The sequence below is a fragment of the Vibrio sp. 10N.261.46.A3 genome, assembly GCF_041472995.1.
Lineage (GTDB): Bacteria > Pseudomonadota > Gammaproteobacteria > Enterobacterales > Vibrionaceae > Vibrio > Vibrio coralliirubri.
The window spans coordinates 229240-247699 of the sequence record NZ_JBFRRH010000003.1; the positions used below are offsets into that span (position 1 = coordinate 229240).

At 44.0% G+C, this 18460-nt stretch carries 10 protein-coding genes and 1 riboswitch; of the genes, 6 read left to right on the forward strand and 4 right to left on the reverse strand.

Features of this window, described 5'->3' with window-relative positions:
- Together csrD and AB4484_RS01295 are read right to left on the reverse strand one after the other, a co-directional pair.
- Window positions 1–2016, reverse strand: coding sequence for an RNase E specificity factor CsrD (gene csrD / locus AB4484_RS01290; RefSeq protein ID WP_372076076.1), 2016 nt, complete (start codon window positions 2014–2016; stop codon window positions 1–3).
- Window positions 2017–2177: 161 nt separating this feature from the next.
- The gene (locus AB4484_RS01295; RefSeq protein WP_017061342.1) at window positions 2178–2735 is read right to left on the reverse strand and encodes a single-stranded DNA-binding protein; all 558 of its coding nucleotides are present in this window, start codon (window positions 2733–2735) and stop codon (window positions 2178–2180) included.
- 278 nt (window positions 2736–3013) lie between these two features.
- Between AB4484_RS01295 and AB4484_RS01300 the strand changes: the two genes are divergently transcribed.
- The 4 genes from AB4484_RS01300 (at window position 3014) to AB4484_RS01315 (ending at window position 9532) form a co-directional block, all read left to right on the forward strand.
- Window positions 3014–3661: a LuxR C-terminal-related transcriptional regulator gene (locus AB4484_RS01300; RefSeq protein WP_029405754.1), complete on the forward strand. Its 648-nt coding sequence runs from the start codon at window positions 3014–3016 to the stop codon at window positions 3659–3661.
- Window positions 3662–3818: 157 nt separating this feature from the next.
- Window positions 3819–4691, forward strand: a complete 873-nt coding sequence (gene galU / locus AB4484_RS01305; protein WP_017061340.1) for a UTP--glucose-1-phosphate uridylyltransferase GalU — start codon at window positions 3819–3821, stop codon at window positions 4689–4691.
- 149 nt (window positions 4692–4840) lie between these two features.
- Window positions 4841–7672, forward strand: coding sequence for an excinuclease ABC subunit UvrA (gene uvrA / locus AB4484_RS01310; protein WP_048609612.1), 2832 nt, complete (start codon window positions 4841–4843; stop codon window positions 7670–7672).
- A gap of 96 nt (window positions 7673–7768) precedes the next feature.
- Window positions 7769–9532 carry a PglL family O-oligosaccharyltransferase gene (locus tag AB4484_RS01315; protein WP_372076078.1) on the forward strand — a complete coding sequence of 588 codons (1764 nt, stop codon included), beginning with the start codon at window positions 7769–7771 and terminating at the stop codon, window positions 9530–9532.
- A gap of 113 nt (window positions 9533–9645) precedes the next feature.
- Here AB4484_RS01315 and AB4484_RS01320 read toward each other — a convergent pair whose 3' ends face one another.
- The gene (locus AB4484_RS01320) at window positions 9646–10785 is read right to left on the reverse strand and encodes an alanine--glyoxylate aminotransferase family protein (RefSeq protein WP_048618113.1); all 1140 of its coding nucleotides are present in this window, start codon (window positions 10783–10785) and stop codon (window positions 9646–9648) included.
- Between the two features lie 176 nt (window positions 10786–10961).
- Window positions 10962–11139: riboswitch (Lysine riboswitch) on the forward strand.
- Between the two features lie 108 nt (window positions 11140–11247).
- Between AB4484_RS01320 and lysC the strand changes: the two genes are divergently transcribed.
- Window positions 11248–12615, forward strand: a complete 1368-nt coding sequence (gene lysC / locus AB4484_RS01325; RefSeq protein ID WP_048609609.1) for a lysine-sensitive aspartokinase 3 — start codon at window positions 11248–11250, stop codon at window positions 12613–12615.
- A 114-nt stretch (window positions 12616–12729) separates the two neighbouring features.
- Here the strand turns inward: lysC and metH are convergent, their stop codons facing one another.
- Window positions 12730–16407 carry a methionine synthase gene (metH, locus tag AB4484_RS01330; protein ID WP_372076081.1) on the reverse strand — a complete coding sequence of 1226 codons (3678 nt, stop codon included), beginning with the start codon at window positions 16405–16407 and terminating at the stop codon, window positions 12730–12732.
- A 169-nt stretch (window positions 16408–16576) separates the two neighbouring features.
- On the opposite strand from metH, the gene AB4484_RS01335 reads away from it, so the two are divergent.
- The gene (locus AB4484_RS01335) at window positions 16577–17857 is read left to right on the forward strand and encodes a cation:proton antiporter (RefSeq protein ID WP_372076083.1); all 1281 of its coding nucleotides are present in this window, start codon (window positions 16577–16579) and stop codon (window positions 17855–17857) included.
- Window positions 17858–18460: the final 603 nt, after the last annotated feature.

An 18460-nucleotide genomic window follows, 5' to 3' on the forward strand; every position in this document is an offset into this window, starting at 1 on the left:
TTAACTACTACTCTTACGCCATCGATTTCTTCTTCCAACTTTGACAACAGATTCCGCTTTCGCGGCCTTTTCTGCTTGATTAGGCAAAGGGATAATTTGTTGTTCTTCGTCGAAATATCTTCCTTGATAGCCGTTAATGCCTAACTCTATCAAGGTATTCTTTTCTTGTTTTGACTCGACTCCAACGGCAATAACTTGAGTTGGAGAATCACCGCACGCCCCAATTAAGCTTCGAACAAACAGTTGGTTCTCATGCCTTTGATCAATTTTCTTAATTAGGCTTCGATGAAGCTTAATATAATTAACCTTCAAATCCTTGATGTAGTGAGTGCTAACAATGGTTCGTCCAGCTTGGCCGACCACAACTTTACACCCTAAACCCCGCAGCATCTTTGCCACCGGTCTCATATAATCAAGATGAGCAATCAAGTGCCCTTCTGGAAACTCAAACGCAAGCTGAGAGCGGTGTTGAGCAGAAAGCTGTAACAACTCACTCCTAAACCACTTAAAGTGCTGTTTATTAGCAAACGGGGTAACATTCAGATTCACCGAATAGTTGATAAGTTGAGTTGATTCTTTCAGCGATTTCAACACAACCTTTAGAACCGATTGGTCCATTTGAGCTTGATAGCCCACTTGCTCTACCGCAGGCATAAATCGAGACGATTTCAATAAACCTTTATCAGGATCCTGAATTCTAGCGAATATTTCTCTATGTAATTCATTGGCTTGACCAGATTCCGGCATAAGATAACACCGCTGAGCAAAGATTACTAAATTTTCAGGAAGCAGCGCTTTATCAAGTAATGTTCTCCAACGAACACTGCCTCTATCAAGCTCATTCTTATTCTCTTTCGGGTAGCGGCTCCAGTTATTAATACGCTCTAACTGAGCACTCTTTAATGCCGTTTCCGTTTCATCCATGATCTGGCTGTGACGCTCACCTTCGGTATACATGGTCACACCGATATGACACCAGTTATCCGATTCTAAAGGCTCTGGCGGGGTTAGCTTATCTAACTGCCTTAAACACTGAGCAGCCAAGGTCGCAATATCTTTTGCTCCCTGATGAGGGATAAATACAGCAAAGTCCGCTTCGTAATAACGAGAAAAGATGACATCGGGATAACGCTGAACGATATTCGACAGTACTTCACCGACTTCAATAATAAAGCCGTCAGTGGTTTGCTTGTCGTTAGCATCACTAACTTGCTCCCATTCGTCGATACGTATCAGTAACACACCGCCTCGTGCGCCACTTTCATGCAGTGCCGATTCCAGCTTATTATCGAATAAAACTCGGTTTGCCGTTCCTGTGAGTTTATCTAGGAAGGTGTGAGTACGAATAAAGGTATCAAAGCGGCTTCGTTCTTGACGAGCATCTTGCAGCTCTTCGATCAAGACATCTAAGGCTTCACTTGCGGTATAAGGCCACTCTCGCTCATCTCCCTTTGCATGAGCTTCAACCTGACCGGCCAAGATCATTCTTCCTCGCTCTTCCAAAATCTCAGAACCCATGAGCTGCTCTTTCAACCAACGAACACCGCGAGCAAGACAGAACAGAACCAATGCGACAGCCAAAGTAATTGACCACATCGCTTCCATTGAGTAGTTGTAGCCAATATAAGGAGGAAGCGCTTTAAATTCGATTCGGTAGCCTTCATTACGCTCTAAAATGAAGCTTTTCTCATAAAGACGATTGGGGTCAATTTGTGGGGAAGTATCTTTGAAACGATAAACAATGCCTGTCTTGTTCGAGAGTTTCATCTCTACAATATTGCTCGCCTGCAACATTTTAGGCATCCAGCGCTGCATTGAATACGCGGCGTCGGGGTCTTCCATCTCTTTATCTACAACGTCGACAATGCCAACCAAATAATGGTCTAAATATTCCTGTCCAATACGCTTAAAGGAAAGTGTGCCACCAATAAAAAGAATGAACATCGCGCTGATCACTATCACGGTGACAAATGCGACCAATCGAGTGCTCAATTTTAGTGTCGGGGTATATCTCATGAATAACGAAATCCTTTTCAACTCACATTATACCGTATTGCTACTTATACTATAAATTGACGTTGTAAATAAAGCGTTAAGAATTGTAGGTAACAAAAAGCCGCGATGAACGCGGCTTTTTCCAATTTAATACTGTCTTTATAATATATTAAAAACAGGGATTAAAATGGGATGTCATCATCAAAATCCATTGGCGGCTCATTATATTGAGGTTGAGCCTGCTGAGGAGCTTGTTGAGGTGCTTTCGGCTGCTGTTGAGCTGGAGCACTGTATTGTTGCTGCTGTTGTTGTGGCTGCTGTGGCTGACCCCAACCACCTTGCTGTTGGTTGTTACCCATACCACCTTGAGCAGGAGCACCACCTTGAGCACGGCCGCCAAGCATTTGCATTACACCATTGAAGCCTTGAACAACCACTTCTGTTGTGTAGCGATCTTGACCGCTTTGATCTTGCCATTTACGAGTTTGAAGTTGACCTTCAATGTAAACTTGAGAACCTTTACGTAGGTACTCACCAGCAACTTCCGCTAGCTTGCCAAACAGAGCAACACGGTGCCATTCTGTTTTTTCACGCTGCTCGCCAGTTGCTTTATCACGCCATGACTCTGACGTTGCAATGGTAATGTTCGCTACTGCGCCGCCATTTGGCATGTAACGAATTTCAGGGTCATTACCTAGGTTACCCACTAATATAACTTTGTTAACTCCACGGCTAGCCATGATTTGCTCCGTCTAAATTCATAGTCTCAGAAAATTTTAGCGCACAAGAATAGCATGCTTTTCTGCAGTGATAAATCGCATTCCTATTCTCTACTCACTACAAAGAATAAAAACGTAACAAATCATGATATTCAGAGCGATGTTGCTTTTTTCTCCACTTACAAACCACTCATTTACTTTGATAATTGATATTCAACGCAAGTCACTATTAATGCGCTAGAGAAGCGAAAGCCTGCATGACAACGTGGAATCTAATCCCCCTTAAACAGGACGTTTCAATGAGAAAATCACGATACGCTCGCACTTTGCATTTTCTGTGCATCGACCCAAACGACACCTATCTACATGTAAAAGAGATAGAAAAGCACTTATCTATTATTCTCTACAAAATGACGCCCGACGAATTAATGTTAGTTGATAGAAAGCAAAGTAACCGGATCTTGCTCGTTGATTATAGAGAGGTGCCACAACTACTGATTATTTGTCCTAACCTGACTGTTATGTGGAAAAACCATGAGATCATCTTATTCAATGTCCCTCAACAACTTCCGACATCTGAGCTTCTTACCTATGGGGTACTAAAAGGGCTCTTTTACAACACCGAGCAAAAAGACAAGATTGCCCGTGGTCTTCAAGAAGTCATCGATGGTGAGAACTGGCTGCCAAGGAAGGTAACCAATCAACTGCTGTTTTATTATCGTAATATGGTCAATACCAACACGACACCAACCAATGTCGATTTAACCATTCGCGAGATTCAGGTGATTCGCTGTCTTCAGTCAGGGTCATCAAACACACAAATCGCCGATGACTTGTTTATTAGTGAGTTCACGGTTAAATCTCACCTTTATCAGATATTCCGTAAGTTGGCGGTCAAAAATAGGGTTCAAGCCATTGCTTGGGCAAACCAGAACCTACTTGCATAATCGATCGGCCTCTTAATCTGATGATAATTTTGAGGGAAGCTCAAGTAAACCATAGGTATTGTTGCTGAATTTTCGACATAACTTGTGCTAGAGTTGCCCTCAGAAATATCAACCACTCAGGTTGAGTCAATAATTATTATAGATAAAGGGTCTTATCATGATCAAAAAGTGCCTTTTCCCAGCAGCTGGCTACGGTACACGTTTTTTACCTGCAACCAAGTCAATGCCTAAAGAAATGATGCCTGTGGTAAACAAACCTCTGATTGAATACGGTGTAGAGGAAGCTATCGAAGCTGGTATGGATGGAATGTGTATCGTTACTGGACGTGGTAAGCACTCGATCATGGATCACTTTGATAAAAACTACGAGCTGGAACACCAGATTAGCGGCACCAATAAAGAAGACCTATTGGTTAATATCCGTGAAACGATTGAAGCGGCAAACTTCACCTACATTCGCCAGCGTGAGATGAAAGGCCTTGGGCATGCTATCTTGACTGGTCGCGAGCTTGTGGGTGATGAACCTTTTGCAGTCGTGCTTGCTGATGACCTTTGTGTGAACGAACAACAAGGTGTACTGGCTCAGATGGTTGCGCTATACAAACAGTTCCGCTGTTCTATTGTTGCTGTACAAGAAGTACCTGAAGAAGAAACTCATAAGTACGGTGTTATCTCTGGCGAAATGATCAAAGATGACCTTTTCCGAGTTGATGACATGGTAGAGAAGCCAGAGCAAGGTACTGCACCAAGCAACCTAGCGATCATCGGTCGTTATATTCTGACTCCAGATATCTTTGAACTTATCGAGCAGACTGAACCAGGTAAAGGCGGCGAGATCCAGATTACTGATGCTCTATTAAAGCAGGCAAAAGCAGGCTGTGTGTTGGCTTATAAATTTAAAGGCCAGCGTTTTGACTGTGGTAGTGTTGAAGGCTATATCGAAGCAACAAACTACTGCTTCGAAAACCTATACAAGAAAGACCAGCAACAAATCGAGCTAGGTAAACACTCGACCAAGAAAGAAGCATAACGACTGGTTTATCACTAACGTTACTGATTTTAGGAAGGGCGACTCTTTGAGTTGCCCTTTTTGTTTACTGTTTTTTTATCCAGTAAAACTTTGCACAAATCTCACTCTATGTAATACTTTAGCCACTTAAAATTACATGGTCTATTGAGATGGATAAAATAGAAATTAGAGGCGCTCGTACGCATAACCTCAAAGACGTCAACCTAACCATTCCACGTGACAAACTGACTGTCATCACCGGATTATCAGGTTCAGGTAAGTCGTCACTTGCGTTTGACACACTCTACGCAGAAGGTCAGCGTCGTTATGTTGAGTCTCTGTCTGCTTACGCTCGTCAATTTCTATCTCTTATGGAAAAGCCTGATGTCGACCATATTGAAGGCCTGTCTCCAGCAATCTCAATAGAACAAAAGTCGACTTCACATAACCCTCGCTCAACCGTCGGTACCATTACCGAAGTCTATGATTACCTGAGACTACTTTACGCTCGAGTAGGCGAACCTCGCTGTCCAGATCACAACATCCCTCTAGCTGCGCAAACCATCAGTCAAATGGTCGATAAGGTCTTAGAACTGCCTGAAGGTTCAAAGATGATGTTGATGGCACCGATTGTCAAAGAGCGCAAAGGTGAGCATGTTAAAACACTGGAAAACTTAGCTGCGCAAGGCTTTATTCGAGCGCGTATTGATGGTGAAACCTGTGATCTGTCCGATCCACCAGCACTTGAACTTCATAAGAAGCACACCATTGAAGTTGTGGTAGACAGATTCAAGGTTCGTCCTGATCTTCAACAGCGTTTAGCCGAGTCATTCGAGACCACATTAGAGCTATCTGGCGGCATCGCTGTCGTCGGTTGGATGGACCAAACAGATCAAGAAGAAATCGTATTCTCTGCTAACTTCGCTTGTCCAAAATGTGGTTACAGCATGCAGGAACTTGAGCCTCGCCTGTTCTCATTTAATAACCCGGCAGGAGCCTGTGGTACGTGTGATGGCCTTGGTGTTCAACAATATTTTGATCCAAGTCGAGTGATTTTAGATGAGAATCTAAGCATTGCAGAAGGTGCGATCAAAGGCTGGGATCAAAAGAACTACTACTATTTCCAGATGCTAACGTCGTTGTCAGAGCATTATGGTTTTGATCTGTATGCGCCCTTCAATTCTCTACCGAAAAAGACTCAAGAGATTATTCTAAAAGGATCAGGGCGTACTGAAGTGGAATTCAAGTACATCAATGACCGAGGTGATATTCGAGTTAAGCGTCATCCATTCGAGGGCATTTTAAATACCTTAGAGCGCCGTTACCGTGATACTGAATCTAGCGCGGTGCGTGAAGATCTTGCCAAATATATCTCAACCAAATCGTGTTCTAGCTGTGATGGCACTCGCCTGAGATTAGAAGCTCGCAATGTTTTCATTGGTGATACAACACTGCCAGAAATCGTTGAACTTAGCATTGCTGACGCACTACAATTTTTCCAAGAATTGAAGCTAGACGGTCAGCGTGGGCAGATCGCAGATAAAGTGATGAAAGAGATCAATGACCGTCTGCATTTCTTAGTCAACGTTGGTTTGAACTACCTTAACCTATCACGCAGTGCTGAAACGCTGTCTGGTGGTGAGGCGCAACGTATTCGTTTGGCGAGCCAAATCGGTGCCGGTTTAGTTGGCGTTATGTATGTACTGGATGAGCCATCAATTGGTCTCCACCAGCGCGATAATGAACGTCTATTGCAAACCTTAATTCACCTGAGAGACTTAGGTAATACGGTACTTGTTGTGGAACATGACGAAGATGCAATTCGTTGTGCTGACCATGTTATCGATATCGGTCCAGGCGCAGGGGTGCACGGTGGTCACGTGGTGGCAGAAGGTACCATGCAAGACATCATCGAAAACCCGAACTCTTTGACAGGCCAATACCTGAGCGGTGCTAAAGAAATTGCAGTACCTGAAAAGAGAACGCCTATCGACAAGAAAAAGGTCGTCGAGATCGTTGGCGCAACGGGGAACAACCTAAAAAATGTGACTGCGACAATTCCTGTTGGCTTGTTCAGCTGTATTACGGGTGTATCAGGTTCGGGTAAATCAACACTTATCAACGATACCTTCTTTAAAGTCGCCCACACTCAATTAAACGGTGCCACGACTGCAGTTCCAGCACAGCACAAAAAGATTAAAGGGTTAGAGCATTTTGATAAGGTGATCGACATAGACCAAAGCCCTATCGGTCGCACCCCTAGATCAAATCCTGCGACCTACACCGGTATTTTTACCCCTATCCGAGAGTTATTCGCAGGCACTCAGGAATCACGTTCTCGTGGTTACAAGCCAGGTCGATTCAGCTTTAACGTTCGTGGTGGTCGTTGCGAGGCTTGTCAGGGCGATGGTGTCATAAAGGTAGAGATGCACTTCTTACCCGATGTATATGTGCCTTGTGATGTGTGTAAAGGTAAGCGTTATAACCGTGAAACTTTAGAAGTGCGCTACAAAGGCAAAACCATTGACGAAGTTCTAGAGATGACCGTGGAAGATGCTCGAGAATATTTCAACCCTGTGCCTGTTATCGCTCGTAAGCTGCAAACCTTAATGGATGTTGGCCTTTCCTACATTCGCCTCGGACAAGCAGCGACGACCTTATCTGGTGGTGAAGCGCAACGCGTTAAGTTAGCAAGAGAGTTGTCTAAACGAGACACGGGGAAAACCTTATACATTCTCGATGAGCCAACAACAGGTCTTCATTTCCACGATATCCAGCAGCTGTTAACGGTGCTACATAGACTGCGTGATCACGGTAATACGGTTGTCGTGATTGAACACAACCTAGATGTCGTTAAAACAGCAGACTGGATCCTCGATCTTGGCCCAGAAGGTGGGCAAGGTGGTGGTGAGATTGTTGCAGAAGGTACACCTGAAGATGTGGCGTTAGTCGAAGGCTCACACACTGCTCGCTTCCTTAAGCCTATGTTAAATTTGAAGTAGGTGTAAAATAGCGCCCTGCGAGCAGACAGAAAAATGTTAAAGTAACAGAGCTTGTTTCAAAAGGAACAAGCTCTGTTTTTATAAGGTTAGGGATTTATGGCAACAATACACACTAGCGGTACCCAGCTAGAAAATCAGGTCACTCAGCTACCGCTCAACAAAGCATTTCTGGCTTCTTTAGCTGTTGTATTCTTGTTAGCCATGCATTTTTTCATGCCCAATCCTGGAGGCTCGGGGCTTGCTCTATCCTTTAACCCTACCACTTGGCTAGCGCTAAGCTTCACGCTAGCAATTGGCTTTTACCAACTCGCAACCAATCGAGTACTCAAGTATTCCAAATTAACGATTGGTTTGTTGATTAGCTGTATCATACTCACGCTACCTATTTTATACAGTAATGCTGCACCTCAAGGAGCGTCAGGACGCTTGCTTGGGTTATGGGCAGGCTTTGCATTATTTGTAGTGTTACAGCAATTTAAGTTCAGCAATAAACACAAGCAGCGCATGTTGTGGTTCATTGTGCTTGCTGTGGTTATACAAGCACTGTTTGGCTATGTGCAATATTTCTTATTAGAACCTGGCAACCTATTTGGCTACAACACTGCTGCAAACCGACCATATGGGATATTCCAACAACCGAATGTAATGGCGAGCTTTCTTGCTACGGGTTTTGTTCTGTCCGCTTATCTTCTAGCAAGGCAGCCTGCTAAATATAACCATAAGATCAGCGAATCATTCCTACTGTATTTAACTCCAACCTTAACCGTGCCCTTGCTGATCATCATCGCATCTCGTACCGGATGGTTGGCCGCTGTCATTGGGTTTATCTGCATTCTGCCCTATCTATACAAGTTCTCGACCAAGAAACGCTTCTACGGGTGGTGCGCATCAGTGCTCGTCGGTGTCGTCGTCGCTTTTTCGGTGATCAGCCTCAGTGCTACAGATAGTGTCGCTAGCAAGAAAGCGAACCTAGAAAGCCCGCGCGCTTATACGTTCCCACAAGCTCTAGATATGATGATCGAAAAGCCATTCACAGGTTATGGTTACGGGAAATTTGAGTCTGAATACACGCTATATACGGCTCGCCAACATCAACTCAACTCGAACTATCACCCAGGTCTTCCTTCAATGGATCACCCGCACAATGAGTTCCTGTTTTGGGGAGTTGAAGGGGGAATTGTACCAATCATCGGAATCTTGATTGCTGCGATATTGGTGATGTCACGCATAGCAAGTTCTGCAAAGGGAACGCGTCTAGCCCTGCTCGCTTTATTTATCCCGCTCCTGTTGCACTCCCAGCTTGAGTACCCTTTTTACCACTCGGCGATTCACTGGATAACATTCATTATATTGATTTACTGGGTGGATCAGCGCTCTTCCCGACATTATCAACAGTCGTTCAGTATCATCAGCAAGACCCTATTTAGAGTGTCGAGCTTAGTACTCCCTATCTTGGTCAGTTTTTATATGTTGAGCGCCCTTCACACCAATTATGTACTGACTAAGTTTGAACTGTCTAAGCCGAAAAATCCGGACATTCTTAAGCAGGTAACGAACCCAGTGGTGTGGAAAGATCGCTACGATTGGGATATATACAGCACTTACCTTAATATTGGTCTCTACAAAGCCGACCCGAGCCTTATACAGCCTTACATCGATTGGTCACTGGAGATCATTAAGAGTAAACCAAGACCGGCTTTCTACAGCAATCTGATTCTGGCGTATCAAGGCCTAGGAGAAGAAAGTAAAGCAGAACAAATTCGTAGCGAAGCGAACTTTTTATTCCCTAACAGAGACTTTTCAAAGGTTCAGTATAAGAAAGTGTCACAAGCAGAAGATAACGTTTCGTCTGCAGAATAATGTTAAGGATTCGCAACGCAAGCTTCACTTAGTAGGCAGTATGAGCTTGAGGTAGATACAAAAAAGCGCACGATCTCTCGTGCGCTTTTCTTTTTAATTTCAGTTTATTGCAGCTATTTCAAAACATCTTTTAGCGCTTTTAGACACAACGCGACATTCTCTTTACGAGCGCCGTAGCCCATTAGGCCGATACGCCATGCCTTACCAGCCAAAGAGCCCAGCCCTGCACCGATTTCAAGATTGTATTCTTCTAAAAGCTGCGTTCTGATCTTAGCTTCATCAATTCCTTCAGGGAAATAAAGTGCGTTCAGCTGCGGCAGGCGACTCTCTTCATCAACCACAAACTTTAACCCTAGAGCTTCTACGCCTTCTTTAAGCTCCTGGTGCATCGCATGATGACGAGACCACGCATTATCTAAGCCTTCATTTTTCAACAAAACCAGCGACTCATGCAGAGCATAGAGGCTATTTACAGGTGCGGTATGGTGATAACTACGCTTACCTTCTCCGCTCCAGTAACCTAATACTAAACTTTGATCCAAGAACCAGCTTTGCACTGGAGCTTGGCGGGCTTTCATTTTATCAACTGCACGCTGAGAGAAAGTCACCGGAGATAGCCCTGGCACACAAGACAGACACTTTTGGCTGCCAGAATAAACCGCATCTAGCTGCCACTCATCAACCAGCAATGGCACACCACCAAGTGATGTCACTGCATCAACAATCGTTAACGCATCAAACTGACGAGCGATAGCTGAGATAGCTTGAGCATCAGATAGCGCTCCGGTTGATGTCTCTGCATGCACAAATGCAACGGCAACGGCATCGGGGTTTTCTGCCAATGCTTGTTCTACCTTTTCAACTGAAACGGGCTTGCCCCATTCGTCATCAACAAGGATGGCTTCGCCACCACAACGCACCACGTTTTCTCGCATACGCTCACCGAAGACACCGTTACGACAAACAATCACCTTTTCACCAGGCTCAATCAAGTTAACAAAACAGGTCTCCATACCTGCACTGCCCGGTGCAGAAACGGCAATCGTAAATTCGTTTTCAGTCTGAAAAGCGTATTTAAGAAGTTGTTTAAGCTCATCCATCATCGCAATAAACAGCGGATCTAGGTGACCTATGGTTGGACGGCTCAAAGCCTGTAGCACTTGAGGTGAGATATCAGAAGGACCAGGCCCCATTAACGTTCGGTGTGGTGGATAAAAGCTATCGATAGCAGTAGTGAGTGTTAAATTAGACATGTACATCCCTTACGTTAATGTTGTGAACAATCCACCCTAAAGCAAATTGATTACCTCAGCAATTAGCCATAAGTATTGAGGTCAAACCACTGTCACATAATTGTTAAAATTATTTTTCAATTATCTCAAGTTACGGATTGACATTGTTACCGCAAAAACGTTCAATGAACCGGCTATCTAGCAGAAGAGGAGCACTGCCCAGGCAGATGTTTTGTGGAACCGCATTTCCAATACAAAACATTTATGGGGAGCAGTGCCGAGATAATAAAAGTATGCAGGACCTTTATTATCGGTTGAGCGGGCTGAATCCCGTCAACTGTCGCCATTTCTATATGGTGAAGAGCTTCTGAGGTTACTATTCTAATAATTCCTCTCTTTTTGCTCTAAAACTCTCTTCGAAAAACATCGGACGTTGGATTACCCAACCGTAATTTTATTTTAGGAAGTCGTGGGAGATATATCGTGAGTGCATCTAATGTAGCTGGTTCTTTTAATGTCGCTAAGTTTGGAGGAACAAGTGTTGCCAACTTTGAAGCAATGAGCCGTTGTGCTGCCATTATTGAAAACAACTCAAACACGAAACTAGTCGTGAGTAGTGCATGCTCTGGTGTCACTAACTTGCTGGTTGAACTGGCAAATGGTGTTCAAGACAAAACTCGTCGTCAGGAACTAATGGCGCAATTAGCGGACATTCATAACGCAATTCTTGACCAACTCGCAGACCCAATCAGCATCGAAAAAGAAGTTCACAGCATTCTTGATGACATTGCGAGCGCTGCAGAGGCTGCATCATTCCAAACAAGCACTAAACTGACGGATCACCTTGTCGCATGTGGCGAGTTGATGTCGACACACATCTTGGCTCAGATCATCTGTGAACGAGGCACTCCTGCTGTTCGCTTTGATATCAGAGATGTGATGCGTACTAATGATGATTTTGGTAAAGCCGAACCTCAGCTAGAAGATATTGCCACTCTAGCGCAACAGAAACTTATTCCACTTTGCCAACAACAAGTTGTCGTGACCCAAGGTTTTATCGGTGCTGATAGTGAAGGCAACACTACGACTTTAGGGCGCGGTGGCAGTGATTACTCAGCAGCACTGATTGCCGAATCTGTACAGGCGATTGGTCTAGAAATCTGGACGGATGTTCCGGGTATTTACACCACAGACCCTCGTATTGCACCTAAAGCTTCTCCTATCCCGGAGATCAGCTTCAGTGAAGCATCGGAAATGGCAAACTTTGGTGCAAAGATCTTGCATCCATCGACTCTAGTACCTGCACTACGTCACCAAATACCGGTATTTGTCGGCTCTTCTAAAGCGCCAGAGTTAGGTGGTACTTGGATTCGTCAACAAGTTGAAAGCTCCCCTCTATTTAGAGCGCTTGCCCTACGCTGCAACCAAACTATGGTTACGCTACGCAGTGCTAACATGTTCCATGCCTATGGCTTCTTGGCAAAGGTATTCGAGATCCTTGCTAAGCATAAGATCTCGGTCGATCTTATCACCACCTCAGAGATCAGTGTGTCACTTACTCTGGATCAAACAGATACATCAGGTGGTGCTCCGGAGTTACCTGAAGCCGCTCGCCTTGAGCTTGAAGAGCTGTGTTCTGTCGATATTGAGCACGACCTATGCCTTGTTGCGCTTATTGGTAACAACATGAGCGAAAGCAAAGGCTATGCGAAACAGGTATTCGGCACTCTTGAAGATTTCAACCTACGCATGATTTGTTACGGAGCAAGCCCACACAACCTGTGTTTCTTGCTAGATGAATCTGTTTCTAAGTTGGCGATTCAAAAACTTCACCAAGAGTTATTTGAATAAAAAGTCCGTTTATCATCGACAGATAAATAACTAAATCACAAATACAAAAAGGGTTGCTATTCAGCAACCCTTTCTCTTTTTACTTCACGAATCAAAGCTCGTCATAGATTCAAACTAGTTAATGTTAGGACCTAACCACTTCTCGGCTTCTAACATATCCCAACCTTTGCGGTCAGCATAGCTATCCACTTGATCCTGTTGAATCTGTGCAATAGCAAAGTATCGGGCATCAGGATGTGAGAAATACATACCAGACACTGAGGCACCAGGCCACATCGCGTAGCTTGTCGTTAATGACATATCGATTGCCTTTTCAACGTCCATCAGCTCCCACAACGTACCTTTCTCTGTATGCTCTGGGCAAGCAGGGTAACCTGGAGCTGGACGAATACCTTGGTATTTCTCTCGAATCAAATCGTCGTTAGACAAATCCTCATCTGGTGAGTAGCCCCAAATGTCCTTTCTCACTTCTTTATGCAAGTATTCAGCGAACGCTTCAGCCAATCGGTCTGCAACCGCCTGAATCATGATTGCGTTGTAGTCATCGCCTTTCGCTTTGTATTCATCAGCCAACTCTCGCTCACCAATACCACCCGTAACCGCAAAGCCACCAATCCAGTCCGCTTTACCGCTTTCTTTTGGCGCAATGTAATCTGACAGGCAATAGTTAAAGCCTTTTGGTTTCTCTGTTTGTTGACGAAGGTTGTGTAGAACTTTTAGAACTTCGGTACGAGATTCATCGGTATACACCTCAATATCATCACCAACACTGTTCGCTGGGAACATGGCACACATACCACGCGCTTCAAGCAGCTTCTCTTTCTCTACGCGATCCAGTAAATCATTAGCATCTTTGAATAAACGTTTTGCCTCTTCACCCACTTCTTCATGGTCCAAAATAGCTGGGTACTTACCAACCAATGACCATGTCATAAAGAATGGAGTCCAATCGATGTACTGACGCAGAGTAGCTACATCAAAATCATTGAAGATGTGAACTCCCGGCTTAGCAGGTACCGGTGGCGTATACGCACCCCAATCGATAGCAACTTTATTGGCACGGGCTCTTTCAAGCGTGACAGGCTTGGTACGAGGCTTCTTACGATTGTGCTGATCTCGAACGCGATCGTAATCGATATCCAGCTTCTCAACGAAAGCGGGTTTCAATTCATCAGAAAGTAGTGAGGTACATACACCCACAGCACGTGAGGCATTATTTACGTATACAACAGGTTCTGAGTAATTCTGTTCAATCTTAACTGCTGTGTGAGCTTTAGATGTGGTTGCACCGCCAATCAGAAGAGGCAGCTTGAAACCCTGTCTCTCCATCTCTTTAGCAACGTGTACCATTTCATCAAGAGACGGTGTAATCAGTCCAGACAGGCCAATAATGTCGACATTCTCTTCTTTCGCTACCTTCAGAATCTTCTCACAAGAAACCATCACACCTAAGTCGATAATCTCGTAGTTATTACATTGTAAAACCACGCCAACGATATTTTTACCGATATCGTGAACGTCACCTTTAACGGTCGCTAACAAAATCTTCCCGTTAGTTGCGCCCACTTCTTTGGATGCATTGATGAATGGTTCTAAATGGGCAACCGCCTGTTTCATTACACGCGCAGACTTTACAACCTGTGGTAAGAACATCTTACCTTCACCAAATAGGTCACCAACAACGTTCATGCCGTCCATTAGAGGACCTTCAATCACTTCAATAGGACGAGAGGCATTAACACGAGCTTCTTCGGTATCTTCAACAATAAAGTCGGTGATACCTTTTACCAAAGAGTGCTCCAAACGCTTCTCTACAGGCCAAGTTCGCCACTCTAATGCAGATTTATCTTCAACCTTACCAACAGCACGCTCTAAGTATTCGGTCGCCATATCCAGCAATCGTTCAGTCGAATCATCACGACGGTTTAGTACGACATCTTCAACAGCATCACGCAGATCTTCTGGAACATTGTCGTAAATTTCCAACTGACCAGCGTTTACAATGCCCATATCCATACCGTTTTTAAAACAGTGATACAGGAATACCGCGTGAATAGCCTCGCGGACGTAGTTATTACCGCGGAATGAGAATGAAACATTCGACACGCCACCAGAGATCATCGCATACGGCAGATCGCGTTTAATGTCCCCTACTGCCTCAATGAAATCAACCGCATAGTTATTATGCTCATCGATACCAGTAGCCACTGCGAAAATATTCGGGTCAAAAATAATATCTTCTGGTGGGAAACCGACTTCATCAACAAGAATGTTGTAGGCATTGGTACAGATCTCGACTTTACGCTCTCGAGTATCAGCCTGCCCGACTTCATCAAACGCCATCACGATAACAGCAGCACCATAACGACGAACTAATTTAGCCTGTTCAACAAACTTCTCTTTGCCTTCTTTTAGAGAGATGGAGTTAACGATCCCTTTACCTTGAATACACTTCAGGCCAGCTTCGATAACTTCCCACTTAGAAGAATCGACCATAACAGGCACTTTCGAGATTTCAGGTTCTGAAGCACATAGATTAAGGAATTTAACCATACACGCCTCGGCGTCTAGCATCCCTTCATCCATGTTGATATCGATAATTTGAGCACCATTCTCGACTTGCTCTCGAGCTACACTCAAGGCTTCGTCGTAGAGCTCTTCTTTGATAAGGCGCTTAAAGCGTGCAGAGCCGGTAACATTGGTCCGCTCACCTACATTCACGAACAAAGATTCTTTAGCTATCGTCAGTGGCTCTAGTCCCGAAAGACGACAAGAAACTGGTAAGTCTGGCAATTGACGCGGCGTTACACCTTCAACGGCCTCAGCCATTTGACGGATATGCTCTGGAGTAGTACCACAACACCCACCAATTAGGTTCAAGAAGCCACTTTCAGCCCACTCTTTAACATGTTCAGCCATATCCTCAGGAGAAAGGTCATACTCACCAAATGCATTAGGCAAACCCGCATTAGGGTGAGCAGAAACATTGCACTCTGAGATACGAGACATCTCACCGACATACTCACGCAGTTCATCAGGGCCCAATGCACAGTTCAATCCAAATGAGATTGGTTTTACATGACGAAGGGCGTTGTAGAATGCTTCTGTCGTCTGTCCTGAAAGCGTACGACCTGATGCATCAGTGATGGTACCGGAAATCATCACTGGCAGACTGGTACCTACTTCTTCGAAAACAGATTCAACCGCAAAAGCACACGCTTTTGCGTTTAACGTATCGAAGATAGTTTCAATAAGAATTAAATCTGAACCGCCCTTAATGAGCGCGCGAGTCGATTCAGAATAAGCTTCAACCAGTTCGTCAAAGCTAACATTACGGTAACCAGGATCGTTTACATCAGGGGATATAGAACAAGTTCGGTTGGTTGGACCTAATACACCCGCTACGAAGCGAGGCTTGTCTGGAGTCTTTGCGGTCCATTCATCAGCTGCGTCACGAGCAAGCTTGGCAGCAGCAAAGTTAATCTCTTCACTAAGGCTTTCCATATCATAGTCGGCCATAGCGATGGTTGTAGCGTTAAAGGTATTGGTTTCGAGGATGTCTGCCCCAGCTTCCAAGTATTCTGAATGGATATCTTTGATAAGCTTAGGCTGTGTAAGAACTAAAAGGTCATTATTGCCCTTCAAGTCACTGTGCCAATCAGCAAAGCGTTCACCACGATAGTCTTGCTCTTCCAATTTATAATCCTGAATCATGGTGCCCATGCCACCATCAATCAGTAAAATTCGTTGCTTCAACAGAGCGTCAATCTTTTGCCTTACATTACTTCCCACGGTACAACCTCATTCCTTTAATTATCTCTCCATCCTATCACACATTAAAAAGGAGTCTAGACGTCTAAAAAAGGAAATTGATTACTGAGTCATGACAAAAAAATGTTTGCTATTTGAGCATGAGACAACGAAAATTCATATTCATACTTTGTTACATGTTGGAATCCCAATGTCGGTCTATTACACCTTATGCTTCTTGTCCGCTGCAGCCATGCTTATTGCTTTCGTGAATACCAAAATTGGTAAAATGCAGACAACCATCGCCATCACAGCTGGCTCAATGATGTTATCTCTATTGATTATCATTGCGGGACAAAACAATTGGTTCCAACTGGCTGACATCGCCTCAGAAACCGTTGCCAGCATCAACTTTGAGGATTTCCTACTAAAGGGAATATTGGGCTTCTTACTCTTTGCCGGCGGTTTGGGGATTAAATTACCAAACCTAAAAGACCAGAAATGGGAAATAACAGTACTCGCGTTAGGTGCTACGCTGTTTTCAACCTTCTTTATCGGTTTTGTGCTGTACGGGTTCTGTCAGTTCATCAGTATTCAATTTGATCTGATTTACTGCCTACTCTTTGGTTCTCTAATCTCTCCAACCGACCCAATTGCCGTTTTAGCAATAGTCAAGAAGCTCGATGCGCCTAGAAGAATCTCTACTCAAATCGAGGGAGAATCTCTATTCAACGACGGTTTTGGCTTAGTGATCTTCGTAACCCTATTTACTATCGCATTTGGTACAGAGGCGCCAACCGTCGGCAGTGTGACCATACTATTCGTCCAAGAGGCGATTGGCGGCATTGTCTATGGTTTTGTTTTAGGTCTTGTATTCCACTACCTAATCAGCAATACCGATGACCACTCGATGGAATTGCTATTAACTATCGGCATCCCAACTGCTGGTTATGCGTTTGCTGAAGTTCTACATGTATCAGGCCCATTAGCGATGGTGGTATCAGGTATCATGATTGGTAACTGGACTCGCTTTATCGGATTCTCGAAAGAGAGTGAAGATCACCTAGATCATTTCTGGGAATTGATAGATGAATTCTTAAACGGCGTATTATTCCTATTAATTGGTATGTCGATGCTGTTATTCAAATTTCACCAAGAAGACTGGATCTTAATGGCGTTCGCAGTCCCTCTAGTATTGAGTGCGCGCTACTTAAGTGTTTTCTTGTCTTACGTCGGATTTAAACGCTTTAGAACTTACAACCCGTGGTCGATTAAGATTCTAACTTGGGGTGGTTTACGCGGTGGCTTAGCATTAGCCATGGCACTTTCAATCCCTTCAGGTATCTGGGTAATTGAAGACAAAGCAATAGATGTTAAAGAGATAATCCTTGTCATGACTTACGCTGTTGTTGTGTTCTCTATTCTGGTTCAAGGCTCAACAATCACTCCTATGATAGAGAAAGCAAAACAAGCTGAGAAAGAGTTAAAATAACATATCAAAATATAAAACTAGGCTGCCTAAGTTAGGTGGCCTTTTTTATACCTAATGAAAGTCAAATTCACCAATTCCCTCACTGAAGCTATCGCTGAAAGGTATGCGTGGAACATAGAGCTCATATCAATATTTGATACCGCTAATATTTGAGTAATCGAAAGCCTTCATGTGGGTGGTCAGAATTCTTTAAGGAGCTTAAGTCATACAGAGAATTAGTACTTCTACCCACTCGCTAGTCTACCCAATAAAGCACTTCCAAGATTATATAAGTATCAATCGAACGGCTTCATGTTTCACCAGGAAGCACAAATAACGTAACTCAATGCCTCGCTAGAATAGCATTAGCTATTAACTAGCAGAACTACAGAGCAAAATGAGTGTTGAGTAGATAGAAATAACTAAATGAGCACTTGGTGCTTCCAGCGTTACTTCTAAAGATGACAGGAATAATAAAGGCCCCAGCATTTCTGCTGAGGTTTAGTATATGGTAGGACTGGAGGTTTAGACTCCTAACACACGCTGTCATAGTAAGTCGGGGAGTCCGCTGCTTTGCTAATTGCATATATTAGATTCAGAAAGTAAAAAGGCTCTAGCATTTCT

What these genes read in the sequence shown, in the direction of transcription:
- csrD (WP_372076076.1), bottom strand. Translation starts at nt 2,016, where the DNA reads ATGAGATATACCCCGACACTAAAATTGAGCACTCGATTGGTCGCATTT.
- AB4484_RS01295 (WP_017061342.1), bottom strand. Translation starts at nt 2,735, where the DNA reads ATGGCTAGCCGTGGAGTTAACAAAGTTATATTAGTGGGTAACCTAGGT.
- AB4484_RS01300 (WP_029405754.1), top strand. Translation starts at nt 3,014, where the DNA reads ATGAGAAAATCACGATACGCTCGCACTTTGCATTTTCTGTGCATCGAC.
- galU (WP_017061340.1), top strand. Translation starts at nt 3,819, where the DNA reads ATGATCAAAAAGTGCCTTTTCCCAGCAGCTGGCTACGGTACACGTTTT.
- uvrA (WP_048609612.1), top strand. Translation starts at nt 4,841, where the DNA reads ATGGATAAAATAGAAATTAGAGGCGCTCGTACGCATAACCTCAAAGAC.
- AB4484_RS01315 (WP_372076078.1), top strand. Translation starts at nt 7,769, where the DNA reads ATGGCAACAATACACACTAGCGGTACCCAGCTAGAAAATCAGGTCACT.
- AB4484_RS01320 (WP_048618113.1), bottom strand. Translation starts at nt 10,785, where the DNA reads ATGTCTAATTTAACACTCACTACTGCTATCGATAGCTTTTATCCACCA.
- AB4484_RS01335 (WP_372076083.1), top strand. Translation starts at nt 16,577, where the DNA reads ATGTCGGTCTATTACACCTTATGCTTCTTGTCCGCTGCAGCCATGCTT.